General features: G+C 70.5%; 22 protein-coding genes. 9 read left to right on the plus strand and 13 right to left on the minus strand.

All coding sequences use genetic code 11. The annotated features are described in order from the left end of the window. The first annotated feature begins 25 nt into the window (after window positions 1-25). Entirely contained in the window at window positions 26-886 is an 861-nt protein-coding gene (locus FB561_RS14830) for an MOSC domain-containing protein (RefSeq protein ID WP_145807081.1), read from the plus strand. Window positions 887-948: 62 nt separating this feature from the next. Beyond that, window positions 949-2,268 carry a M1 family metallopeptidase gene (locus tag FB561_RS14835; protein ID WP_145807083.1) on the plus strand — a complete coding sequence of 440 codons (1,320 nt, stop codon included), beginning with the start codon at window positions 949-951 and terminating at the stop codon, window positions 2,266-2,268. A 7-nt stretch (window positions 2,269-2,275) separates the two neighbouring features. On the opposite strand, the gene FB561_RS14840 is transcribed toward FB561_RS14835, so the two are convergent. The 6 genes from FB561_RS14840 to FB561_RS14865 form a co-directional block, all read right to left on the minus strand. After that, window positions 2,276-2,536: a hypothetical protein gene (locus FB561_RS14840; protein ID WP_145807085.1), complete on the minus strand. Its 261-nt coding sequence runs from the start codon at window positions 2,534-2,536 to the stop codon at window positions 2,276-2,278. Window positions 2,537-2,658: 122 nt separating this feature from the next. After that, complete coding sequence (locus tag FB561_RS14845) at window positions 2,659-3,543, minus strand: hypothetical protein (RefSeq protein WP_145807087.1); 885 nt, start codon at window positions 3,541-3,543, stop codon at window positions 2,659-2,661. 182 nt (window positions 3,544-3,725) lie between these two features. Continuing rightward, window positions 3,726-4,694, minus strand: coding sequence for a CAP domain-containing protein (locus tag FB561_RS14850; protein ID WP_145807089.1), 969 nt, complete (start codon window positions 4,692-4,694; stop codon window positions 3,726-3,728). 194 nt (window positions 4,695-4,888) lie between these two features. Beyond that, window positions 4,889-5,743, minus strand: coding sequence for a CAP domain-containing protein (locus FB561_RS14855; RefSeq protein ID WP_145807091.1), 855 nt, complete (start codon window positions 5,741-5,743; stop codon window positions 4,889-4,891). Between the two features lie 157 nt (window positions 5,744-5,900). After that, entirely contained in the window at window positions 5,901-6,593 is a 693-nt protein-coding gene (locus FB561_RS14860; protein WP_145807093.1) for a GNAT family N-acetyltransferase, read from the minus strand. Between the two features lie 159 nt (window positions 6,594-6,752). Then, window positions 6,753-7,892 carry a GNAT family N-acetyltransferase gene (locus FB561_RS14865; RefSeq protein ID WP_145807095.1) on the minus strand — a complete coding sequence of 380 codons (1,140 nt, stop codon included), beginning with the start codon at window positions 7,890-7,892 and terminating at the stop codon, window positions 6,753-6,755. A gap of 114 nt (window positions 7,893-8,006) precedes the next feature. Here FB561_RS14865 and FB561_RS14870 point away from each other — a divergent pair, with 114 nt between their 5' ends. Then, entirely contained in the window at window positions 8,007-8,822 is an 816-nt protein-coding gene (locus FB561_RS14870) for a DeoR/GlpR family DNA-binding transcription regulator (protein WP_145807097.1), read from the plus strand. Window positions 8,823-8,922: 100 nt separating this feature from the next. Here FB561_RS14870 and galK read toward each other — a convergent pair whose 3' ends face one another. Both galK and galT read right to left on the minus strand, forming a co-directional pair. Beyond that, on the minus strand, window positions 8,923-10,053 hold the full coding sequence (gene galK, locus FB561_RS14875) for a galactokinase (protein ID WP_145807099.1): 1,131 nt from the start codon (window positions 10,051-10,053) through the stop codon (window positions 8,923-8,925). Further along, window positions 10,050-11,096, minus strand: a complete 1,047-nt coding sequence (galT, locus tag FB561_RS14880) for a galactose-1-phosphate uridylyltransferase (protein ID WP_145807100.1) — start codon at window positions 11,094-11,096, stop codon at window positions 10,050-10,052. Before galT ends, galK begins: the two co-directional genes overlap by 4 nt. A 203-nt stretch (window positions 11,097-11,299) precedes the next feature. Here galT and FB561_RS14885 point away from each other — a divergent pair, with 203 nt between their 5' ends. Next, the gene (locus tag FB561_RS14885) at window positions 11,300-12,601 is read left to right on the plus strand and encodes a hemolysin family protein (protein WP_145807102.1); all 1,302 of its coding nucleotides are present in this window, start codon (window positions 11,300-11,302) and stop codon (window positions 12,599-12,601) included. Here FB561_RS14885 and FB561_RS14890 read toward each other — a convergent pair. The 5 genes from FB561_RS14890 to FB561_RS14910 form a co-directional block, all read right to left on the minus strand. Further along, window positions 12,570-13,841, minus strand: a complete 1,272-nt coding sequence (locus FB561_RS14890; RefSeq protein WP_145807104.1) for an MFS transporter — start codon at window positions 13,839-13,841, stop codon at window positions 12,570-12,572. The genes FB561_RS14885 and FB561_RS14890 overlap by 32 nt on opposite strands. Then, window positions 13,838-14,467 carry an ArsR/SmtB family transcription factor gene (locus FB561_RS14895; protein ID WP_145807106.1) on the minus strand — a complete coding sequence of 210 codons (630 nt, stop codon included), beginning with the start codon at window positions 14,465-14,467 and terminating at the stop codon, window positions 13,838-13,840. Before FB561_RS14895 ends, FB561_RS14890 begins: the two co-directional genes overlap by 4 nt. 91 nt (window positions 14,468-14,558) lie before the next feature. After that, window positions 14,559-15,761: a serine/threonine-protein kinase gene (locus tag FB561_RS14900; protein ID WP_145807108.1), complete on the minus strand. Its 1,203-nt coding sequence runs from the start codon at window positions 15,759-15,761 to the stop codon at window positions 14,559-14,561. An 82-nt stretch (window positions 15,762-15,843) separates the two neighbouring features. Next, complete coding sequence (locus tag FB561_RS14905; protein ID WP_145807110.1) at window positions 15,844-16,692, minus strand: alpha/beta fold hydrolase; 849 nt, start codon at window positions 16,690-16,692, stop codon at window positions 15,844-15,846. Between the two features lie 202 nt (window positions 16,693-16,894). Further along, window positions 16,895-17,899 (minus strand): N-acetylglucosamine kinase, encoded by a 1,005-nt coding sequence (locus FB561_RS14910; RefSeq protein ID WP_238334822.1) that lies wholly within the window; start codon window positions 17,897-17,899, stop codon window positions 16,895-16,897. A 310-nt stretch (window positions 17,900-18,209) separates the two neighbouring features. Here FB561_RS14910 and FB561_RS14915 point away from each other — a divergent pair, with 310 nt between their 5' ends. From FB561_RS14915 to argG, 5 genes are all read left to right on the plus strand, one after another. Then, window positions 18,210-18,956, plus strand: coding sequence for a sugar isomerase domain-containing protein (locus tag FB561_RS14915; protein WP_238334823.1), 747 nt, complete (start codon window positions 18,210-18,212; stop codon window positions 18,954-18,956). 26 nt (window positions 18,957-18,982) lie between these two features. Continuing rightward, window positions 18,983-20,401: an N-acetylglucosamine/diacetylchitobiose ABC transporter substrate-binding protein gene (gene ngcE, locus FB561_RS14920; RefSeq protein WP_145807116.1), complete on the plus strand. Its 1,419-nt coding sequence runs from the start codon at window positions 18,983-18,985 to the stop codon at window positions 20,399-20,401. Further along, window positions 20,398-21,399 (plus strand): carbohydrate ABC transporter permease, encoded by a 1,002-nt coding sequence (locus tag FB561_RS14925; RefSeq protein WP_238334824.1) that lies wholly within the window; start codon window positions 20,398-20,400, stop codon window positions 21,397-21,399. Before ngcE ends, FB561_RS14925 begins: the two co-directional genes overlap by 4 nt. Continuing rightward, window positions 21,396-22,289, plus strand: a complete 894-nt coding sequence (locus tag FB561_RS14930; protein WP_145807118.1) for a carbohydrate ABC transporter permease — start codon at window positions 21,396-21,398, stop codon at window positions 22,287-22,289. Before FB561_RS14925 ends, FB561_RS14930 begins: the two co-directional genes overlap by 4 nt. Window positions 22,290-22,412: 123 nt before the next feature. Continuing rightward, complete coding sequence (argG, locus tag FB561_RS14935; RefSeq protein WP_145807120.1) at window positions 22,413-23,861, plus strand: argininosuccinate synthase; 1,449 nt, start codon at window positions 22,413-22,415, stop codon at window positions 23,859-23,861. Window positions 23,862-24,024 lie beyond the last annotated feature (163 nt).

Consider the following 24,024-nt stretch of genomic DNA (forward strand, 5'->3'; position numbering starts at 1 on the left):
CACCGGCCCCCGTAGTGTTGCCCAGGTGTCTGCCGCCAGAGTCTCCACGCTGACCTCTTACCCGGTGAAGGGCCTGGCCGGGGTGTCCGTCGAGCGGACCGAGGTCGGTCCGGCCGGGCTGCGGCACGACCGGACGTTCATGCTGGTCGAGCCGGACGGCACGTTCCTGAGCCAGCGGGTCGTCCCCGCGATGGCGCCGTTGCGGGCCGAGGTGCTCGGCGACGGCGACGGGCTGCGGCTGTCCGACGGCTCCGGCTCCCTGGAGATCCCGGTCGCGTACGACGGGAAGCGGCGCGACGTGAGCCTGTTCGGCAAGTGGTTCGGCGCGGGCGTCGCCCAGGATCCGGCCGCGGACGCGTGGTTCACCGAGCGGCTCGGGCGACCGGCGGGCCTGGTCCGGGTGACGCCCGAGCACGAGCGGCCGGGCTGGGGCGTGAACCCGGGCGAGACCGGGTTCGGTGACGCGCACGCACTGCTGATCACCTCGCTCGCGTCCCTCGACGAGCTGAACGCGCGGATCGTCGAGACCGGCGGCGACGCGATCCCGATGAACCGGTTCCGGGCCAACGTGGTCGTCGCCGGCTGGACCGAACCGCACACCGAGGACAAGGTGTTGCGGGCCAGAGCAGGCGGACTCGAGCTCGGGTACGCGGCTCGCGCGATCCGCTGCGCCGTCCCGACCGTGAACCAGGCGACTGGTGAGAAGAACGGTCCCGAGCCGACCCGGACCCTGGCCCGGTACCGGCGCCAGCCCGACTACGGCGGTGGCGTCTCCTTCGGGATGAAGGCCGCCGTGCTCCGGCCGGGGACGATCACGGTCGGCGACGAGTTCGAGGTACTGGCCTGGCTTCCGGACGGACCCGACCCGGCGCCGACGACCCGGTAGTTGCCCGTGGATAGACCAGGCGAGAGTTAGGCTCCTCGGCACCGATCTCCTGGGGAGGCGCCGTGCGTCGGACTTTGGTGGTGCTGCTGGTGCTGGCCGGTCTCGTGGCCGGTCCGTTGCCGTCTGCGGTTGCTGTTGGCAACCTTTCGCGCGCGCCCGGCGACGCGGCGTACGACGTGCGGTTGCGCGCCGACGCGACCGGCACGAACTGGACCGGCCGGGAGCGGATCACGTTCGCCAACACTTCCGACGTCCCGCTGACCGAGGTGTGGCTGCGGTTGTGGGGCAACGCCTGGGACGGGTGCGCGTCGCCGGTCGAGGTGAGCCGGTTCGCCGGCGGGAAGGCGGCCACTCCGACGGTGAACTGCACCGCGGTGAAGGTGACGCTGACGAAGCCGCTGCGCCCGGGCAAGAAGACGACGGTCGCCTTCGACGTGACGATGACGGCACCGGACCGGGCCGAGCGTTTCGGGCGCTCCGGCAAGTACCGGTTCTTCGGGAACGCCCTGCCGGTCCTCGCGGTGCGCGATCAGGCCGGCTGGCACCTGGAGCCCGACGTCGGGATCGGCGAGAGCTACTACACGCTCGCGTCCGACTTCGTGGTCCGGCTCGACCACCCGGCCGGGCTGTCCGTCCCGGCGACCGGAGTGGCGACGCGGCACGGCAGTACGTCGACGGTGAGCGTGGCCAAGCAGGTCCGGGACTTCGCGTGGGCGGCCGGGCCGTTCCAGCAGTCGACCACGAAGACGCCCGCCGGGACCACGGTCCGGACCTGGTGGACCGACGTGGTGAAGCCGGCCGCCGTCGCCGACGCGCGGACCAAGGGTGCGGCCGCCCTCGACGATTTCGGCCGGCGGTTCGGGAAGTACCCGTACGGTGAGGTCGACCTGGTCCTGAACGACAACTGGGAGTCGTTCTCCGGGATGGAGTACCCCGGGTTCGTGTTGCTGGTCGCCCCGCCGGACGAGGAGGGCCCGGTGGTCCACGAACTGGCGCACCAGTGGTGGTACGGGATCGTCGGCAACAACGAGTACGCCGATCCGTGGCTGGACGAGTCGCTCGCGGTGTACTCCTCCTACCTGCACTGGGGTGACTCGCAGGAGGACTGCTGGAACGGTCCGCTGGAGCACGCGATCAGCAACGACATGGGGTACTGGAAGCAGCACGGTCCCGGCTGGAGCGCGTACGTGTACTCCTACGGCGCGTGCATGCTCGCGGATCTCGAGCGCGTCCTCGGCAGCCCGGCGATGGCGAAGATGCTGAAGGACTACGCGAAGGCGCACTGGTACGGGGTCTCCACGCCGGCCGCGTTCAAGGCGGCGGCGCAGGCGGCCACCTCGAAGGACCTGACCGCGTTCTGGAAGGACCACGGCATCAGCTGAGGTCCAGCTAGAGCAGCAGGATGAGTGAGTAGAGCGCGGGTGCCGAGAACATCACCAGCATGATCCAGGCCATCGTCTTGTGCCGTGGTTTGGTGCTGTCCAGCGACGACGCGAAGGCGAGCACGGCGCCCTCCTCGGTGTGCCGGCTCAGGCCCATCCGGCGGGCCTCCTCGGGCCGCTGGTCCGGCCGCTCGTCCGCGAGCGCGTCGGGCGGAATCCCGAACAACGCGGGCCGGGCCGGTTCGAGATCGTCGCGCTCCCCGTACATCCGGCCTCCCGCGGGTCGATGGAACCTGCCTCCATCGTCGCACCCGGAACCACGAACGGCGGCCCGATCCCACCGAGCCGCCGTCCGTCACTTCCGTTGGTAGCCGCGCCACCACTCCCGGTTCAGCTGAAGTCGACCACCCACGCGACGCGGGTCTTGGTCGTGCAGAGCAGCGGAATCGGGCAGAGGCCTTCCTTGCGCTCGTCGTCCCCGCGGCCGACACCGAGCTCGTCGAAGCTGCACTTGAAGAGCACTACGGAGTTCTCCGACTTGAGCTTGGAGAAGGCGCTCTTCGCACTCATGCTGTCGCCGCCTGTCGAAGCGCTGGAGCTCCCGGTGGAGTTCACCGAGCCACTTGCCGCCCGGCTCTCGGCGTCGTCTCGGGCTCCGTGGGTCAGGCTGGTGTCGCGATCGAGCGGTGCGCAGCCGCGGGACTGGCGCTCGTTGTCGATCAGCGTGAACAGCTCCTCCTCGGCGCCGTTCATGTCGCCGTCGTCGGGCGGCTCGGTCGGCTTGGGGCTGGTTGGCTTGACCGTGGGCGTGACGCTGCCGTCCTCGGTCGGCCGCGGGCCCGCGGTCGGCCGGGTCGAGGGCGCGTCCGACGGCGTGCTGGTCGGCTCGTCCTCGGTCGGCGCCGAGCTCGGGACCCGGGTCGGACGGTCCGTTGGGTCGGCGGTCGGCGTGGCCGTCTCGCCCGCGGTCGGGGTCGCGGACGGCTTCGGCGTACCGGCGGTCGGCGTCGGGGTCGGCGTCTTCTTGGCCGGCGGGTCCGTCGTCTTGGCGACCGGCTCGTTGGACGCGGTGATGTACGTGTCGTCGTCCCTGGTCACGTACGGGACCGAGGCGTCGGCCTGGTCGGACTGCGGTTCGTGCAGCAGGATCCAGGAGATCGGCGTGATCACCAGGATGACGGACGCCAGCGCGACCAGCGGCCGCCGCACCCGGGACGGTTGCGGGGCGGATCTCTTGCTGCGCCGGCGCCGGGCGCCTGCTCCAGGCTGTGACATTACCTACTCGTTCCCTTCACGGTCGCCCCCAAGACGTGCCTCATTCGTCTCACCGTGCGCCGCGAGGAGCGCTCGATGGCATAGCAAGGTCGGATCTACCCGCAGTCGCCGGTCGTCAACCCGCTGTGGTTTGTCGTCCGGCCACAACGTCTGCGCGGAACCCGGTGCCCGGGCCACAGTGGTCAGCTCACCCGGCCGAAGTCCTGCACCCAACTGCCCGGTCCCCAGTCGGACTTGACCTGGCCCGGGTCGTAGCCGATGCCGATCCGGTTGAACTTGCAGTTCAGGATGTTCGCCCGGTGGCCGTCGCTCTTCATCCAGGCGGAGAACACCCGCCGCGCCGTGTCGTACCCGGCGGCGATGTTCTCACCCCAGCTCGACCCCTGGAAGCCGGCCGCCCGGATCCGGTCGCCCGGGTCCTGGCCGTCCGGGTTGTCGTGGTCGAGGTAGTGCCGGCGGACCATGTCGGAGGCGTGCCGGCCGGCTGCCTCGACCAGGCTGTCGTCCAGCCGCAGCGGCTTGCAGCCCTGCTCGCGCCGGGCCGCGTTGGACAGGTCGAGCACCTCGCGCTCGATCTCGCTGGTCCCGCCTCCGGTCGTCGGCGGCTCGGGGGAGTCGTCCGGCGTCGGCTCGGTGGTGACCGTCTTCGTCGCCGTCGGCTTGCTCGGCTTCGTCGGCTTGGTCGGGTGCGGCTTGGTGCTGCCGTTGTCCCGCGGCGGGCCGGGCGTGACGGTGACCGTCTTCACCGGGCTGCCAGGGGTGGTGGTGACCGTCGCCGGTCCACCGGTCGCCGGCGTACTCGTGGTCGCCTCGGCCGGCCCGAGCACCGGCGTACCGGACGGGGTGACCGTGGTGGTCGTGCCGTTCGGCAGGGTCGCGGTGACGGTGACCTGCGGCTTGCCGGTCCTGACGGCCGGTCCGCTGGAGTCCTCGCCGGTACCGGGACCGGCGCTGTCCTCCGAGACGTTCATGACCTCGGTGGGTGCGTCCTCGGCGACGGCCGAGCCGTCCCGCGCGGTCATCAGCCAGACCACCGGACCGATGGCCAGCAGCACCGACAGCGAACTGACGAGCGGGCCGATCAGACCCCGGCGGCGGCGCCGGCGGGCGCGTCGGCTCCGGTGCCGCCCAGGGGTTGGCGAGTCCGTCATCGGTGGGCGAGTCCTCTTCGTTCGATCGTGCCGGAAAGTCCTTGTTTCCCCGCGCGTCCGTCTGCCAGGTCCCCCCTGGTTGCGAACATGGACCTTAACGGATGCGCAAGGTCACCGTTACAGGTCGCGCACCCGTCTTAACATTCACCGAAGATTCGGCCGCCGCCGGCCGTGGGACTGCCCGGATCGTGGACTCAGCCGCCGAAGTCCTGCACCCAGCTGCCCGGTCCCCAGTCGGACTTCACCTGGCCGGGGTCGTAGCCGATCCCGATCATCGTGTAGTCGCAGTTGAGGATGTTGCGCCGGTGGCCTTCGCTGTTCATCCAGCCCTTCACCACCGCGGCCGCGCTGCTGTAGCCGACCGCGATGTTCTCGGCCATCGCGCCCCCGGTGAACCCGGCCGCCTTCATCCGGTCGAACGGGCTGCGGCCGTCCTGGCTCGCGTGGTCGAAGAAGTGGTTGATCACCATGTCGGCGGCGTGCAGGTCGGCCGCGCGGGTGAGGGCGCTGTTCGTCCGCAGCGGACCACAGCCGGCCTTCTGTCGTTCGGCGTTGGTCAGCTCCAGGACCTGGGCCTCCTTGGCCCCGGTGCTCGGCGGCGCCGGCTTGGTCGTCGACGGCCGCGTGCTCGGCGTACTGCTGTGGCTCGGCTTCGGCGTCGACGGGTCCGGCTTGGGGGTTCGGGTCGCGCCCCGGCTCGGCGCCGTGGTCGATCGCGAAGGCTTCGGGGTTGGCGTGGCACTCGGCGTCCGGGACGGGGTCCGCGTCGGGGTGGCGGACGGCGTCGTACTCGGGGTCGTCGCCGGTGTCGGGCTCGGGGTGTCCTCGATGACCGGCGGCGAGCTGACCTCGGTGGTCTCGGTCAGTGGTTCGTCCTGGCCGGTGGCCCGGGTGTCCTTGGCGTCGCGGGTGACGTACCAGCCGCCGCCGGCGAGCAGGCCGAGGACGGCGAGTGCCGCCAGGATCGGGCCCGCGACACCGCGTCGCTTCGCCCGCCTCGCCCTGGGACCGGGGTGGTCGTACCGCTGCTCTGGATCCTGGCCGTTCATGGACTTCTGCAAGCCTTCCTGGTCGTCCGCCGAACCCCGTGATCCCCAGTAGCGCCGCGCGCGGCACCCGAGGGACCGTAGCGGATGTGGCCGTGGACGACGACCCCTGGTCGCCGTCCACGGCCACGCATTGACGAAGGCTTGACGTACCCGCCGGTCAGTTCGAGCGGGCGATGACGATGTCGGCGATGACCTTCCAGCCCAGGCTGCGGTACAGCCGCAGGCCGTCGATCGACGCGATCAGGATGCCGCGCTTGGCGCCCTGGGCCGCCGCGGTCTCCACCAGCGAGGCCATCACCGCGCTGCCCAGCCCGCGCCGCCGGTGCGCCGGGTCGGTCTCGATCCGGTCCGCCACCGCGTCCTCACCGACGACGGCCATCCGGCCACTGGACACCACGCCGCCGTGCAGGGTGGCCCTGGTCACGATCAGGTCGGAGGACGCCCGTCCCGCGACCGCCGGACTCGACTCGAGTTCGGTGTGCAGGGCGTACCGGTCGTTCAGCTGGAGGGCGGGCTGTTCGGACAGCTGGATCGTCATCAGCCAGTCCTGTTCCCGCTGCACCTCCAGCCCGAGATCTTCCAGCTGGTCGACGCGTGCCTCACGGTCATCGGTGGCCAGGGTGATCCAGCCGGCGCCGCGGCCGCCGCCGGCCGCCAGAGCCAGTTCGGCGGCACGGTCGACCCGGTCGGGCTGGTCGTCCGCGTCGAGCACGACGTACTCCATGGCGCGGTTGTCCTCACCCGCGCGCACGGTCAGTATCCCGTCGTGGTCGTCCTCGACCTTGGTCCAGCCGCGCGAAACAGACCATCCCGTCTGCCACCGGCGGACGAGTTCCTCACGATCTTTCACCCGTCGATTCAAGCAGCCCGGACGCGTCCCGGCGAGGGGAAATGGTGTCGGCCGGCACCGACACGCCGCAGTTTCCCGGTTTCGCGGTGTGATCAAACCCTTGTTCGGGCCGGTCCACACCTCGGGACGGAGTACCTCAGGGGGTGGACGACGGCCGCCTCAGGCCGAGCTGGTCCGGACCGGATCGGTGACCAGCAGGTCGAACCGGATCAGGTCGCTGTAGCTGCCGTCGCGGAGCGGGCTGGTGGCCCGGTCGGTCCCGGTCCGGGTGAACCCGTTGGCCACGGCAACGTGCTCCGAGGCCGTGTTGCCGGCGGCCGCCAGCAGGATCAGCCGGCGTCGTCCGAGGCCGCCCTCGTCGATCGGCGTGAACGCGTGCCGGATCGCCAGCGCGACCGCCGCCGTCACCACGCCGCGGCCGCGGGCGTCCGGGTGGGCCCAGTAGCCGACCTCGCCCAGCGTGTTGTCGACCCGGTGCTGCAGGTCGAACACGCTGATGTTGCCGAGCAACTCGTCGGTCACCGGGTCCGCGATCGCCCACGACACGCACTCGCCCGACGCCTGCACCTCGATCCGGTTCTCGATGAACGCCTGCGCGTCCTCCAGCTTGTACGGCGACGGCATCGCGGCCAGCCAGTGCAGGGTCCGCTCGTCGTTGCAGGCCTCGGCGACCCGTTCCGCGTCGGCCGGGCGGAGCGGGCGCAACCGGACCTTCTCGCCCTCGAGCACGGGCACGTCCCACCAGGGCGTCTTCGGCTCCAGCTCGTCGTCGGGCGTCACGGACGCGACCCACTCGTCGTACCGGACCCCGCGGGCGAGCCCGCCGTCCCGGACCTTGACCAGTTGCCGGAAGCCCGCCTTCCACGCGACCCGGCGGGAGGCCCAGTTGCCGACGAACGCGCGCCAGCTGACCCGCCGCCAGCCGAGTACGTCGAACGCGTGCCGCACGGCCAGCCTGACCGCCCGCGTCATCACCCCGTGCCCGCGCGCCCAGGGCGACACCGCGAACCCGATCTCCCCGGTCCCGCCCTCGGTGTCCCGCAGATCCACCGTGCCGGCGTAGCGACCCTCGTACTCGATCGCCCAGGCGTACGTGGTCTCCTCCCGCCAACCGGTCGGGATGATGCCGGTCACGTACGTCTCGGCGTTCTGCCGTTCGTACGGCACCGGGATCGTCGTCCAGCGCTGCATCTCCGGGTCCTGGCAGGCCTCGTACGCCGGGTCGATGTCGGTGGGGGTGTGCGCCCGCAGGGTGATCACGCCGTCGGTCAGCACCGGGACGTCCTCAGGGAATCGCATCTGTCCAGCGTGGCTGCGGACGCGGCGGGCGGCAACGTGATTTTCGGCGGCCGGCGGCACACAAACCAACACAAACGGACTGCGGTGGCGGCACGCAGACCTTAGGCTGTCGGTGTGAGCGCAGCCGGAAACGCCGAAGCGTCCCGCGGCCGGGGCGGTCAGCTGGCTGCCCAGCGGCAGGCCACCATCGTTGCCGAGGTCAACAGCCGGGGCGCGGTCACGGTGGCCGAGCTGGTCGAGCGGTTCGGGGTGTCGGACATGACGATCCGGCGCGACCTGGACGCGCTGGACTCCAGCGGCCTGCTGCACAAGGTGCACGGCGGCGCGACCTCGGTCGGGCTGCGCAGCGCGCACGAGCCCGGTTTCGACGCGAAGCTGACCCAGGAATCCACCGCCAAGCAGGCGATCGCGGCCGAGGCAGCCCGCCGGGTCCGGCCGGACAGCGCGATCGGTATCGGCGCCGGCACCACGACGTACGCGCTGGCCCGGCAGCTGTTGCGGGTCGAGAACCTCACCGTGGTGACGAATTCGGCCCGGATCGCCGATGTGTTCCACGGCAACGGCCGCTCCGACCGCACGGTGGTCCTGATCGGCGGGATCCGTACCCCGTCCGACGCGCTGGTCGGCCCGATCGCCACCGCGGCCCTGCAGTCGCTGCACCTGGACATGCTGTTCCTCGGCGCCCACGGCGTCGACGCCGAGCACGGCCTCAGTACGCCGAACCTGATGGAGGCCGAGACCAACCGCGCCTTCATCGCGGCCAGTCGCGAGGTGGTCCTGGTCGCCGACCACACCAAGTGGGGCACGGTCGGCCTGAGCACCTTCGCCACCTGGGACGACCTGGACGTGGTCGTCACCGACACCGGGCTGCCGGCCGCGGCCCGCAAGGCGATGCGTGACACCGGCTGCGAGCTCGTCGTCGCGTCCTGACGGCCGCCCGCCCCGACGGACGAACGGCCGTACTCTGCAGTCCTGAGTCGGACACCAGCTGTTGCTCAGGACAAACCCTTGCCGGCGGCAAGGCTGTCGGTCACCGCACCCGCGAGGCTCCGGCCGAGGGGTCGGCGGCGAGCGACGTCGGCGCGCGGAAGCCGTGCTCGGCGAACGCCTTCTCGATCGCCGCGAACACCTGCTCCGCCGCGGCCGCCTCGACCAGGGCGATGATGCAGCCGCCGAACCCGCCACCGGTCATCCGGGCCCCGAGAGCCCCGGCGGCGAGCGCGGTGTCGACGGCGACGTCCAGCTCCGGCACGGTGATCTCGAAGTCGTCCCGCAGCGACGCGTGCGACGCGGTGAACAGCGGCCCGACCTCGCGCAGCCGGCCGGCCCGCATCAGCGCGACGGCGTCCTCGACCCGGCGGATCTCGGTCACCACGTGCCGGACCCGGCGGCGGTCGACGTCGTCGTCCAGCCGGGCCAGCGCGTCGTCCAGCTGGTCGAGCTCGATCGACCGGAGCGCGGGTACCCCGAGCGCGGCCGCGGCCTGCTCGCAGCTCCTCCGGCGGGCTGCGTACTCCCCGTCGACGTGCCGGTGCGGCGCCTTCACGTCGATCACGAGCAAGGTCAGGTCGTCGTCGGCCGGCGCGAACGGGATCTGGTCGGTCGTCATCGCCCGGATGTCGAAGTACAGCGCGTGGCCCTCGGTGCAGCACATCGAGGCCATCTGGTCCATCAGCCCGACCGGGGCTCCGACGTACTGGTTCTCCGCGCGCTGGGCCAGCCGGGCCACCTCGGCCGGGTCGACCTCGATACCGCGCAGACCGAGCAACGCGACCGCGCTCGCGCACAGCAACGCGGCCGAAGACGAGAGCCCGGCACCGGAGGGCAGGTCAGAGTCGAAGAGCAGGTTCGCGCCGCCGATCCCGTACCCGGCCTCGCGCAGGACCCAGGCCGCGCCGGCCGGGTACGCCGCCCAGTCCGGGACGGATCCCGGCTGCAACGAGTCGAGGGTGAACTCGACGACGCCCTCCTGGCCGTTCGACGAGACCGCGACGACGCCGTCCTCGCGGGCGGACGCGCTGACCGCGATCCGGTTCGGCAACGCGATCGGCAGCACCAGGCCGTCGTTGTAGTCGGTGTGCTCACCGATCAGGTTGACCCGGCCGGGCGCGCGCCAGGCGCCGTCCGGCTCGGTTCCGAACACCTCGGCGAACGTACTCACGAACCCACCTTCCGCAGCGTCTCGGCAACATCCTCGGGCCGGGTGTCGGAGATGAACGCGCCCATCCCGGACTCCGAACCGGCAAGGTACTTGATCTTGTCCGCGGCCCGCCGGATGGACAGCAGCTCCAGGTGCAGGTACCCGAGCTCGCGGTCCGCCCGCACCGGCGCGGCGTGCCAGGCCGCGATGTACGGCAGCCGGTCGCCGTACAGCCCGTCGAACCGGCTCAGCACGTCGAGGTACAACTCGGCGAAGTCGTCCCGCTCCTCGGTCGTGAGCTCGGCGATGTCGGCCACCTGGCGGTGCGGGTACAGGTGCACCTCGACCGGCCAGCGGGCCGCCTCCGGCACGAACGCGGTCCAGGTGCCGTTCTCCGCGACGACGCGGGTGCCCTCCTTGCGTTCGGCGGCCAGGACGTCGGCGAAGAGGTTGCTCCCGGCAACTTCCTGGTGTTCGCGGGCCCGCGCCATCAGGGTCCGCATCCGCGGCGGGACGAACGGGTACGCGTAGATCTGGCCGTGCGGGTGGTTCAGCGTCACGCCGATCTCGCGGCCCCGGTTCTCGAACGCGAAGACGTACTCGACGTCCGGCCGGGCGCTCAGCTCCGCGGTCCGGTCCGCCCAGGCCTCGACGACGAGCCGGGCCTGGCCCTGGGAGAGGTCGGTGAACGACTTGTCGTGGTCGCTGGTGAAGCAGACCACCTCGGTGCGGCCCGGCCCGGCGAACGAGGGGAACCTGTTCGCGAAGACGGCGACGTTGTAGTCGTGGTCCGGGATCTCGGTCGGGTTGCCCGGCTTGGTCGCGCACAGCGGGCACTGGTCCGCCGGCGGCAGGTACGTCCGGGTGTTGCGGTGGGTGGCGTAGGTGATGACGTCACCGGTCAGCGGGTCGGTCCGCAGGTCGACCTGCGGCTTCGGCTCGGGCAGGCCGCGGGTGTCCTCGAGCGGCACCCGGGCCGGGGCGTCGGCCGGGTCGTAGTAGAAGAGGTCCCGGCCGTCGGACAACTGGGTGTCCGTCCGGCGCGCGCCGCGCGGTGTTTGCATCGTCCGACCTTTCCGGGGGATCGCGGCCGAGCTGTGACCCACTCGGCCAGCAATCATCGTAATCCAACATATTCAAACATGCATCGTGAGACCCGGTCCCGCTACTCTGGACAGATGGACGTCGCCCTAGCGTCGCGTCCTCTCCGCCCCGGGCCCACGTGGTCGCCGGGTCTTGACCAGGAGAGGGCGCCGAGACCCCACCGATGAACGACACCCTGCTCAACATTCTCCTGATCTTCGTCTTCGTCCTGATCGGTGGCGTCTTCGCCGCTGCCGAGATGGCCCTGGTGTCGCTGCGCGAGAGCCAGCTCAAGTCGATCGCCCAGCGCGGCAAGCGCGGTGAGACGGTGGCCAAGGTCGCCGCCAACCCGAACCGCTTCCTGTCCGCGGTGCAGATCGGCGTCACCCTGATGGGCTTCCTGTCCGCCGCGTTCGGCGGCGCGACCCTCGCGGACGGCCTGTCCCCCCACCTGCAGGACCTCGGCCTGCCGCCGTCCGTCGCGGACACGGTCGCCCTGGTCCTGATCACAGTGCTGATCTCGTACGTCTCGATCGTGCTCGGCGAGCTCGCGGCCAAGCGGCTCGCGCTGCAGCGGGCCGAGACGTTCGCGCTCGGCCTGGCCCCGCTGGTGGACCGGATCGCGTCGATCGCCCGGCCGGTGATCTGGCTGCTGTCGAAGTCGACGGACCTGGTGGTCCGCGCGCTCGGCGGCGACCCGACGGCGAACCGCGAGGTGATGACCGACGAGGAGCTCCGGGATCTGGTCTCCGGGCACGAGTCGCTCGGCGAGGAGGAGCGCCGGATCGTCGACGACGTCTTCGAGGCCGGCGGCCGCCAGCTGCGCGAGCTGATGCTGCCGCGGACCGAGGTGGACTTCGTCGACGCGGAGATGCCGGCGTACAAGGCGGTGAAGTTCGCCGCCGAGCGGCCGCACTCGCGGTACCCGGTGATGAACGGCTCGGCCGACGACATCGCCGGCTTCGTGCACGTCCGGGACCTCTTCGACCCCGCGGTCGCGTCCCGCTCGGTCCGGGTCGGCGACCTGGCCCGGGACGTGCTGATGCTGCCCGACACCGCCAAGCTGCTGCCGACGCTGACCGAGATGCGCCGCCGCAGTACCCATCTGGCGATCGTGCTGGACGAGTACGGTGGTACGGCCGGCATCGTGACGCTCGAGGACCTGGTCGAGGAACTCATCGGCGACATCAAGGACGAGTACGACGAAGAGGCGGGCGAGACCACCCGGCTGCGCAGCGGCGACGTCGAGGTGGACGGCCTGCTCAACCTGGACGACTTCGCCGACGAGACCGGTGTCGAGCTGCCGGACGGGCCGTACGAGACGGTCGGCGGATTCCTCGCCGCCCAGCTCGGCCGGGTGCCCGCCACCGCCGACGAGGCCGAGGTGGGCGAGCACCGGCTGACCGTCACCGCGATGGACGGCCGCCGGGTCGCCCGGGTCCGGGTGCACCAGGTCAGGCCGGCTGACGAACCAGCGGCGGACTGACGTCGTCGGCGCCGGCCGCGACGAGCGTCCGGCGCCGGCCCAGTACCACCAGGCCGCCGACCAAGAACCCGAGTCCCTGGAAGACCAGGACCGGGATGATGCCGACGACGTCCCCGAGGACGCCCGACGCGAAGATCCCGGCCAGCAGGGCAACGCCTTCCGCCGCGAACAACGCGCCGAACACGCGGCCGCGGGAGGTGTCGTCGGTCAGCCGCTGGATCACCGTCATCGACCCGGCCACCAGGAACGCGCCGGGCACGCCGACCACGACCATGCAGACGAACGCCGGGACCAGGCTGTCCGAGACCAGCGGTGACAGGAACAGCACCAGGTCCACCAGGCCGAACAGCACCGCACCCACGCCCCACATCCAGGTCGCCCGGAGCCGCGAGCCGACCGCGGCCGCGACCAGTCCGCCGACGATCCCGCCGACCGCCTGCGACGACAGGATCAGCCCGTACTGCGTACCGTCGCCGCCGAGCTCCGTGCTGACGAACGGCGCGAACAACGTACTCATCGCGCCCTCGCCGACCCCGGTGACCAGGCCGAACACGAACACCAGCCGCATCGCCGGTCCGGCTACGCAGATCCGCAGTCCCTCGACCCAGTCGGCCCGGAGCTTGCGCGCGACACCGCCGGTACGGTCGATGGGCTTCCGCTCGGACCGATGCCGGACCGCGAGCAGCAACCCCGTCGCCAGTACATAGGTGGCCGCGTCGGCCGCGGCGAGCAGCGGGAGTCCGCCGAGCGCGGCCAGGCCACCGCCGAGGGCGGCGCCGACCAGCCGGGCGACGTCGCTGATCTGGCTGTTCAACGCGTTCGCGGTGACGAGCTGGCCGGGATCCACCAACGCCGGGATGAGCGACTGCTCGGCCGGCCGGAAGAACTGCTGCAGGCAACTCTGGACCAGCACGACCAGGTAGATCAGCCAGAGCGTGCCCTCGTCGTGCACGCCGAGCAGCGGCAGCAGGACCACCGCGTGCAGGACGTTGGTGACGATCATCGTCCGGCGCCGGTCCCAGCGGTCCGCGAAGACCCCGGCGACCGAGCCGAGCACGACCAGCGGACCGAACGAAGCCAGCAGCAATCCGCCGGAGGCCAGCGTCGAGCCGGTCAGCGTGTACACGTGGAACGCCAGGCCCACCTTGAGGATCCAGTCCCCGGTGAGCGAGACCAGCCCCGCTCCCAGCACCAGCCGGTAGTCGCGCCGCCGCAGCAGTACGTCCCACAACGTCCTCACTGCTCGTCCTCGGCCGGGTCGTCGTCCTCGTCGGCGGGGCTGACGGTGACGATCCGGACGATGTCGACCCGGCGGCTGCCGGGCGGCCGGGTGGACTTGTCGTCGATCGGCCGCTCGTCGACGTACCGCCGGAGCAGGCCGCTGATCTGGTCCTCCAGCTCGGCCAGTTCCTCGCCGGTGAGGTAGATCCCGGTCTGGTCGATACCCGCGTTGTCCATCCAGACGTCGTCCTCGCTCGATCGGCGCTGCTGCCAGTCGGCGAGGTTGTTCAGCGCCCGCTCGGCGATCAGTTGCTCGAGGATGTCGGCGGCCGCCGCACCCTCCGGCGTCGCGTGCGCGCTCCGCCAGGACTGCGAGGTGGAGACCAGCCGCCACGGCCGCTCCCGGTTGTCCCGGCCCGGCGCCGGCTCGACGAAGTCGTACTTCGCCAGCTGCCGCAGGTGATGGGACGCCAGCGCCTGGCTGATCCCGAGCCGGCGCGCCGCGTCGGCGGCGGTCAGCGGACCGTGCTTGCCGAGCAGGGCCTGCAGGTCGAGCCGGACCGGGTGCGCGAGGGCGCGGATGGCGAGCGGATCGTCGAGCAGCCGTTTCCGCCGGGACTCGGGCGGGTCTGATTCCAAGGACATGCTTGGAATATGCGCCGCGGTCCAGCCTGATGTCAAGCCCTTGCTTGGAATGTCGGCCGCGACGGACCCGGGACGGCTACGCGGACCTGGCTCAGCGGTTCTTGTGCTTGCCCTTGGCCTTGCCGTTCGACGTACTCGGGTGCTGGGCGGACTTGCCCTGGTTCGACGGCTTCCGCACCGAGGGCTTGGCCTCGGTCCGGCGCTGCGTGGTCCCGACGACCCGAGCGGACTGGGTCGGCGTCGGCTTCGGCTTCGGCTTCGAGATCCCCGTCGGCTTCGGGATCGTCGTGCTCGGCTTCGGCGCTGGCTGGGTCGGCGGCGCGAAGTTCGCGGTCTCCGGTACCCGCGTTCCTCGCGAGTCCAGGAGGACGGCGGACGAGGATCCGACCACCACGGTCAGCGCGGCGGCGACCGCGATCAGCCTTCGGCGCATCGAGGGCGGCTGCCGGAATTCCATGGTGGGTTCGTCGTCCGGCCCGGGCAGCCCCTCGACCGCGGCGGGCAACTCGGCCGTCGCGACCTCGTGAGCGGTCGGCCGGGCGGCCGGGTCCTTGGCCAGCATGCTGAGCAACAGGTCCTCGATCGGTCCACCGAGTTCCGGTCGCAGGACGCTCGGCCGGACCGGGGGAGTCGCCACGTGCTGGTACATCACGCTGGCGGGCTGGTCGGCCTGGAACGGCGGATGCCCGGTGAGCAGGTGATAGAGCACGCAGCCGAGCGCGTACATGTCGGACGCCTTCCCGGCCGGACGACCCTGGGCCCGCTCGGGAGCCAGGTAGTAGCTGGTCCCCAGGACCTGGCCGGTCGCGGTCAGCGTGGTCGTGGTGTCCTCGAGGAAGCGGGCGATGCCGAAGTCGGTCAGTTTCACCGTGCCGTCCGCGGTCAGCAGCAGGTTGCCCGGCTTGATGTCGCGGTGGACGATGTCGTGCCGGTGCGCCGTCGCGAGTCCGGCCGCGGCCTGCTGGACGATTGCGATCGCACGCTCGGACGGCAGCGGCCCGCTCTGCCGTACCTCTTCCGCGAGCGTCCGGCCCTCGACCAGTTCCATCACCAGGAACCAGCCGTCGTCGTGCCGGCCGAAGTCGTACGCCGCGACCACGTTCTGGTCCGCGACCATCGCCGCCGCCCGGGCCTCGCGCTGGAACCGCGCGGTCGCCACCGGGTCCAGCCGGGACGGCAGCAACAACTTCACCGCCACCTCGCGTCCGAGCACCTCGTCGGTGGCCCGATGCACCTCGCCCATCCCTCCGCGGCCCAGCGGCGCGGACAGCCGGTAGCGCTCAGCAACGAGCATCGGGGGTACCTCCGGATCGCCTCATCCGGCCCTAGGTACCCCGGCCGTGCCTCGGCCAATCGACGACGCCGGACGCGCCGGGTCAGGCCCGGCCGGCCCGGTCGCGCAGCCAGACGAGCGAGTCCTCCGCGTGCCTGAGGATGGAGATGTGGCCCTCGTCAGGGTGCAACGCGAGCTTGGCGGTACCGAGGTTGGCGGCGAGCCACTCGGCATGGCCCGGCGGGATGATGCGGTCCTGGGCGCCGTGCAGGAGCATGACGGGCGCCGTGATCCCGGCCGGGTCGCAGCCCCACGGCAGGACATAGGACACGTCGTCGTCGATCTGCCCGTACGGTCCCGCGTCGAGCGCCGGCCCGACCACTGTGCCGAGCCAGCCCCAACTGGTCGAGAACAGCGCGACGTCGGCAGGGGTGAACTCCGGGTCGTACTCCACGCCGGACGCCTCGTACTCGGTCTTCACCTCCCGGCCGGCGGCCGCGGCCCGCAAGGTGGCCACGCCGGACGGGATCATCCCGTCGAACCAGTCCAGCCCGTCCACGGCGTACGGCGCGATCGCGGCCAGCGCGACGACGGCGCGGACCCGGTCGCCGAGGGTGGCCGCGGTCCCGAGCGCGTACGAGCCGCCGCCGGAGTGGCCGACGACGGTGAGGTCGCCGATCCCGAGCGAGTCGGCGACGAACTCCAGGTCCCGCGCGACCGAGGTCATCGTCCGGCCCGGGGCCACCGTCGACCCGCCGTACCCGGGCCGGTCGAACCCGATCCAGCGCAGTCCGAGCCAGTCGCCGACCTCGAACAACGGCTCCGGAGGGCTGCCGAGGTTGGGCGTGCCGTGATGCCAGAACACCGGCATCCGGGCGTCGTCACCGGGATGCGTGTCGTACACGTGCAGGGTGCGCCCGTCGGGCAGTCGCAGGTCCGTCTCTTCCACCACGTCACTCACCTTAGGTCCGTTCCGGTACTGACGGCCGGGACGTCGGACCCGGCTCGGGCCGGTCGACATTTCCCGGAATGTCGTCTGCTAACGGATCCCCACCACTCACCAACCTCGCGGCACCGGCAGAGTCGCGTCGTCGCCAGGCGGTGGAAGCGCTGCGTGACGGCGGGATCGGCTGGTTGGCGAGTGGTGCAGGTCCTCAGCTGACCAGGCGGGTGTGGTTGGCGCGGGTCGCCAGGGCGGGGTCGAGGGCGCCGAGGGCGAGCCAGGTGGCGCCGCCGACCCCGTCGCGGGCGGTGAGGACGTCGCCGGGGAAGTGGTCGCGCAGGTTCTGCCGGAGCAACCGGCCGACCGGCGAGGAGTCCCCGGCGACACTTCCGGCCAGCACCAGCGGGCCGTTGTCCGACGTTGTCCGGACCCGGCGCACCGTTTCTGTGAGCAGGTCCGCTGCGCGTTTCACCAGCGCCCGCGCCGTCGGGTCGTCCTGCTCGTAGCTGCTGACCACGGTCCGGGCCAGCTCGGCCAGCAGGACCGGGGGACGCGAGTTCACGGTGCGAATCAGGTCGTCACGCAGCACGTCGTACCCCTCACGCTGGGCGACGGCGTCCGGATCGCGGTCGGGCAGCACGGCCGCGACGACCGCCTCGCCGAGTGCGCCGATCGGCTCGCCGAGATCGAGAGCGCGCAACAGGCTGCGCAAAGCCTCCCGGCCGAGCCAGAAGCCGGAACCGTCGTCGCCGAGCAGCCAGCCGTGCCCGTCCGCGGTCCGGATCAGCCGGTGGTCGCGGACCAGACCGGCCGCGGCGCCGGTCCCGGCGATCAGGACGACGCCGTCGGACGCCGGCGTCCCGGAGGCGAACGCGACCTCCAGATCACCGATGAAGTCCGGTGCGCAGACCAGACCGGCCCCGGTCCAGGCCGCGTCGAACTGGGCCCGCACCTCGGGCTTGGACAGCGCCGAGCCGCCGGCCGCGCCGATCACCGCCGCCTTCACCATCGTGGGATCGAGCGGGCCGTCGCCGAGCCCGGCCAGTGCCTGGTGAATCGCCTGACCGAAGTTGGCCGCCGCGCTGGCCGGATGACTGGTGGGGTTGCCGCCCGCGGCGGCGCCCCGACCGACTACCTTGCCGTCGTGGTCCGCGATCACGATCCGGGTGGAGGTGCCGCCGAGGTCGCCGCCCAGGACCAGTGCATTGGCTGGCATCAGGACCACTGTGTCCCCTGGTTCCGGAAGGGGGCGTTCGAGCGACATAGGCGGTGCTCCAAACTGCTCAAAAGAGGCCGAAACGAACACAGAAAAGCAAGGTCACGCAACGGTCCCGATCTGGAGGGAAGAGTGAGATGAGCCTTGACTTTAGCTGCCAGGTGAGAAAAGTTCTGTCCAGCAAACCGCAAACTTGCGCACTTGTCGGCACCAGGTGTGTCGCGGTGAACAGATTAGACGAGGGGTTGGGCCGCTGATGGCCAGCACGGCAGACGGCAGCACGCACGCGCGTCAGGTGACGAGCGGTGGAGTGAGCGCGCAATCGTATGTTCACACGCTGACACCGATTCTCGCCGCGGTCACCGAGCAGATCGACGGCCCGATCCAGCAGGCCGCCGACCTGGTGACGGCCTCGCTGCGCGCCGACGGCGTCATCCAGGCCTTCGGGTCCGGTCACTCCGAGGCGCTCGCGATGGAGATCGCCGGCCGCGCCGGCGGGCTGATCGCCACCAACCGGATCGCGCTGCGCGACCTGGTCCTGCTCGGCGGCGAGCCGGTCGAGCTGCTCCGCGGGGGCGAACTGGAACGCGACCCGTCGATCTCGCGCAAGTTGTACGACCTGTCCGCGGCCCAGCCGAACGACCTGTTCGTGATCGCCTCCAACTCGGGCGTGAACGGCTCGATCGTCGAGTTCGCCGCCGTGGTCAAGGAGAAGGGTCACCCGCTGATCGCGATCACGTCGCTGCAGCACACCGCCGGGGTGGAGTCACGGCACCCGTCCGGCAAGAAGCTGATCGACTTCGCCGACGTGGTACTGGACAACCACGCGCCGTACGGCGACTCTGTGCTCGACCTCCCCGACGGGGGGAAGGTCTGCGCCGTGTCGTCCATCACCGCCGCGCTGATCGCGCAGCTGCTGGTCGCCGAGGTCCTGCGCCGGCTCACCGAGGCCGGCGAGACCCCACCGGTCTACCTGTCCGCGAACATCCCGGGCGGCGACGACCACAACCACGCCCTTGAAGCAAAGTACGCCGGCCGGATCCGTCGTACTGCCTGAAACACATTCCTCGGAAGGCGGGACCCATGAGCACTCCCCACAACATGTCGCGGCGGCTGTTCCTGCAGCGCGCGGCGGTCGGCACCCTGATGGCCACGGGAGGCAGCACGTTGCTGGCCGCCTGCGCCGGCAGCGGCAGCGACGACAGCGGTTCCGACAGTGGTGGCGCCGAGAAGTCTGCGGACAACCCGTTCGGCATGGCGGAGAAGGCGGCCATCGAGGCGGTCATCTTCAACGGCGGTTACGGGTACGACTACGTGCAGTTCGCGGCCAACCTCGTGCAGCAGAAGTTCGGGGGTTCGACGGTCAAGGTCTCTCCGTCCACCGAGATCGCCCAGCAGCTGCAGCCGCGCTTCGTCGGCGGCAACCCGCCGGACCTGATCGACAACTCCGGCAAGGCCCAGATCGGCTTCGGCACGATCCTGGACCAGCTGGAGACGCTGGACGACATCTTCGAGGCCAACAACTACGAGGGCACGAAGATCGCCGACACCCTGTACCCGGGCGCCAAGAACCCCGGCACCTTCGACGGCAAGTTCGTCGCGCTGAACTACGTGCTCACGCTGTACGGCCTGTGGTACTCCGAGAGCCTGTTCAAGGAGAACGGCTGGGAGGTGCCGAAGACCTACGACGGGCTGCTCGACCTCGGCGCCAAGGCCAAGGCGAAGGGCAAGTACCTGTTCGTCTGGGGCAAGGAAGCCGCGACCTACTACCACACGATGGCCGTCGACGGCGCGATCAAGGAGGGTGGCGACGAGGTCCGGCTGGCGCTGGAGAACCTCGAGGAGAACTGCTGGTCGAAGCCGCAGATCCAGAGCATCTTCAAGGCCCTGGAGACCATGGTCAAGAACGGCTACTTCGTCCCGGGCGGCGCCGGCACCCAGTTCACCGCCGCGCAGGCGAAGTGGAGCAACGACCAGCAGGCGATCCTCTACCCGTCGGGCTCGTGGATCGAGAACGAGATGAAGAAGGCCACCAAGTCCGGCTTCGACATGAAGGGCGTCCCGGAGCCGACCGTCACCGACAGCCCGAAGCTGCCGTACGAGGCGCTGCGCAGCGCGGCCGGTGAGCCGTTCATCGTCCCGTCCAAGGGCAAGAACGTTGCCGGCGGCAAGGAGCTGCTGCGGGCGATGCTGTCCAAGGAGGCGGCGACCAACTTCGCCAAGACCCGGCTCGCGCCGACGATCGTCAAGGGCCTGATTCCCGCCGACGGCTTCGGTTCGACCGCGCTGCAGTCGCAGACGCAGATGCTGGACGCCGCCGGCACCAACGTCTTCGACTACCAGTTCGTCGGTCTGTACGGCATGAACACCGACAACCTGGTGGTCTGGAACTCCTTCCTGTCCGGCCAGCTGGACGCGGCCGGCCTGACGAAGGGTCTGCAGCAGATCACCGACAAGGTGCGCAACGACAGCTCCGTCAAGAAGATCCCGGTCACCAAGTGACCACGACGCACGAGGCTGTGCCGGGAGGCGGACCCAAGCGGTCCGTCACCCGGCGCCGCCGGCCGCTGACCTTCGACCGGGCCAGCTTCATGGTCGTGTTCCTCGGCCTGCCGTTGGTGATCTTCGTGGTCTTCGTGGTCTCGCCGTTCGTGCAGGCGCTGTACTACTCGCTGACCGACTGGTCCGGGTTCAGCGCGGGGCAGAACTTCGTCGGCTTCGACAACTACGTGCGGCTGTTCCACGACGACATCTTCCTGAAGGCCGTGCGCAACAACGTCCTGCTCGCGATCGTGGTCCCGATCGTGACGATCGTCCTGGCGCTGACCCTCGCCACGCTCGTGACGATCGGCGGCTCTGGCACCGGGACCGTCCGCGGGCTGCGCAACTCCGGCTTCTACCGGATCGTCTCGTTCTTCCCGTACGTGATCCCCGCGATCGTGATCGGCCTGATCTGGGCCCAGGTGTTCACCCCGGGCTCGGGCATCCTGGACGCGCTGCTGACGAAGATCGGGCTCGAGCAGTTCGAGAACTACGCCTGGCTCGGCGACGCGCGGACCGCGATGCCGGCGTCGATGTTCGTGATGATCTGGGGCTTCGTCGGCTTCTACATGGTGCTGTTCATCGCCGCCATCCGGGGCATCGAGCCCGAGGTGTTCGAGGCGGCCCGGATCGACGGCGCCGGCCGGTTCCGCAGTGCGGTGTCGATCACCGTGCCGCTGATCCGCGACAACGTGCAGACGGCGTACATCTACCTCGGGATCGCCGCGCTCGACGCCTTCGTCTACATGCAGGCGCTGAACCCCGGCGGCGGACCGCAGAACTCGACCCTGGTGATGCCTCAGCAGCTGTTCACCACTGCCTTCACCAAGGGCCAGTTCGGCTACTCGACGGCGATGGGCGTGATCCTCGCCGCGGTGACGATGCTGTTCGCGCTCCTGGTGTTCACGGTGAACGCGCTGACCGGCGGACGTGAGCGGAAAGTGAAGGGACGCCGATGACAACCACCGCCGCCGACCGATCGGACGCCGTCGCCGGATCCCGCGCGCCCGGCCAGCGGGCCCGGGAGGGCAGGGGCGTGGCCACGACCGCCCACATCGCGCTGATCCTGTGGTCGCTGCTGGTGATCCTGCCGCTGGTGTGGACGCTGCTGTCCTCGTTCAAGACGTCGCAGGAGGTCCTGGGGAACCCGCTGTCGCTGCCGAGCGCGCTGCGGTTCGAGAACTACGCCAACGCCTGGACCACGGCCGGTATCGGCCGCTACTTCCTGAACACGGTGATCGTCGTCGGCTCCGCCCTGGTGCTGGTGATGATCCTCGGTGCCATGTGCGCGTACGTGCTGGCCAGGTTCACGTTCCCCGGCAACCGGCTGATCTACTACTCGATGCTGGCCGGTCTGACGTTCCCGGTCTTCCTGGCGATCGTGCCGCTGTTCTTCGTGCTGAAGAACCTGGCGCTGCTGAACACCCTGCCCGGGTTGATCATCACGTACGTCGCGTTCGCGCTGCCGTTCACGGTCTTCTTCCTGCACAGCTTCTTCAAGGCGCTGCCGGGCGAGATCTACGAGGCGGCGCAGATCGACGGTGCCGGTGAGTGGCGGACGTTCTTCTCGGTGATGCTGCCGATGGCGAAGCCGGGCATGGCGTCGGTCGCGATCTTCAACTTCCTGGGATTGTGGAACCAGTTCCTGCTCCCGGTCGCGCTGAACACCGACTCGAAGAACTATGTGCTCTCGCAGGGGATGGCCTCGTTCGCATCGCAGGCCGGCTATGCGGTGGACTTCGGGGCCTTGTTCGCGGCCGTAGTGATCACCGTGGCGCCGGTACTGGTCGTCTACATCATCTTCCAGCGTCAGCTGCAGGTCTCCGTGACTGCCGGAGGCGTGAAGTAGCGCTCGCCTGCCGGTGACCACCTCGTCGGGTCCGTGAACACGTCAGAACGTGTCCGCGGACCCGACTTCTTGTGTGCGGCCCCCGGTTTGCATAATCATGCAGTGGCCTGCATAATTATTGCCATGTCCAAGGTGCTTACGTCCCTCCCCGTCGGTGAACGCGTCGGGATCGCCTTCTCCGGCGGTCTCGATACCTCCGTTGCGGTGGCGTGGATGCGCGACAAGGGTGCGGTGCCCTGCACCTACACCGCCGACATCGGCCAGTACGACGAGCCCGACATCGCCTCGGTCCCCGCCCGCGCCACCGCGTACGGGGCGGAGGTCGCGCGGCTGGTCGACTGCCGGGCCGCGCTGGTGGAGGAGGGCCTGGCCGCGCTGGCCTGTGGGGCGTTCCACATCCGCTCCGGCGGCCGCAGCTACTTCAACACCACGCCGCTCGGGCGGGCCGTGACCGGGACGCTGCTGGTCCGGGCGATGCTCGAGGACGACGTGCAGATCTGGGGCGACGGCTCCACCTTCAAGGGCAACGACATCGAGCGGTTCTACCGGTACGGCCTGCTGGCGAACCCGTCGCTGCGGATCTACAAGCCGTGGCTGGACGCGGACTTCGTCACCGAGCTCGGCGGCCGTAAGGAGATGTCGGAGTGGCTCGCCACCCACGACCTGCCGTACCGGGACAGCACCGAGAAGGCGTACTCGACCGACGCGAACATCTGGGGCGCGACGCACGAGGCCAAGTCGCTGGAGCACCTGGACACCGGACTCGAGATCGTCGAGCCGATCATGGGCGTGAAGTTCTGGGACCCGACGGTGGAGATCCCGGCCGAGGACGTCACAATCGGGTTCGAGCAGGGCCGGCCGGTGACGATCAACGGCAAGGAGTTCGCCTCCGCGGTCGACCTGGTGCTGGAGGCCAACGCGATCGGCGGCCGGCACGGGCTGGGCATGTCGGACCAGATCGAGAACCGGATCATCGAGGCCAAGAGCCGGGGTATCTACGAGGCGCCCGGGATGGCGCTGCTGCACGCGGGGTACGAGCGGCTGGTGAACGCGATCCACAACGAGGACACGCTCGCGACGTACCACAGCGAGGGCCGGCGGCTCGGCCGGCTGATGTACGAGGGCCGCTGGCTGGACCCGCAGGCGCTGATGCTGCGGGAGTCGCTGCAGCGGTGGGTCGGGACCGCGGTCACCGGCGAGGTGACGTTGCGGCTGCGGCGGGGCGAGGACTACTCGATCCTCGACACCACCGGGCCGGCCTTCAGCTACCACCCGGACAAGCTGTCGATGGAGCGGACCGAGGACTCCGCGTTCGGCCCGCTGGACCGGATCGGCCAGCTGACCATGCGCAACCTCGACATCGCCGACTCCCGGGCCAAGCTGGAGCAGTACGCGGGCCTCGGCATGGTCGGCAGCTCGCACCCGGCCCTGATCGGCGCGGCCCAGGCCGCCTCGACCGGCCTGATCGGTGCGATGGACCAAGGCGGCGCCGAGGCGATCGCGTCCCGCGGCGAGACCGCCGAGGAGGAGATCCTGCTCGACCGGGCCGCGATGGAGTTCGGCACCGACTGACCCACCCTGATCCCGACCGCCGTCGTACCGCCTCCCACGGGCCGGAACGACGGCGGTCGGTCGTTTCCTGCCCGGGCGAAACGCGGGCGCGGCCGCTCGAGGTGTGATCGGAGCAGGGCCCGGGTAGGCTGTTCGGCCGAACCGTAAGCGTCCAGAATCCGGC

The sequence above is a fragment of the Kribbella amoyensis genome (genome assembly GCF_007828865.1).
Taxonomy (GTDB): Bacteria; Actinomycetota; Actinomycetes; order Propionibacteriales; family Kribbellaceae; genus Kribbella; species Kribbella amoyensis.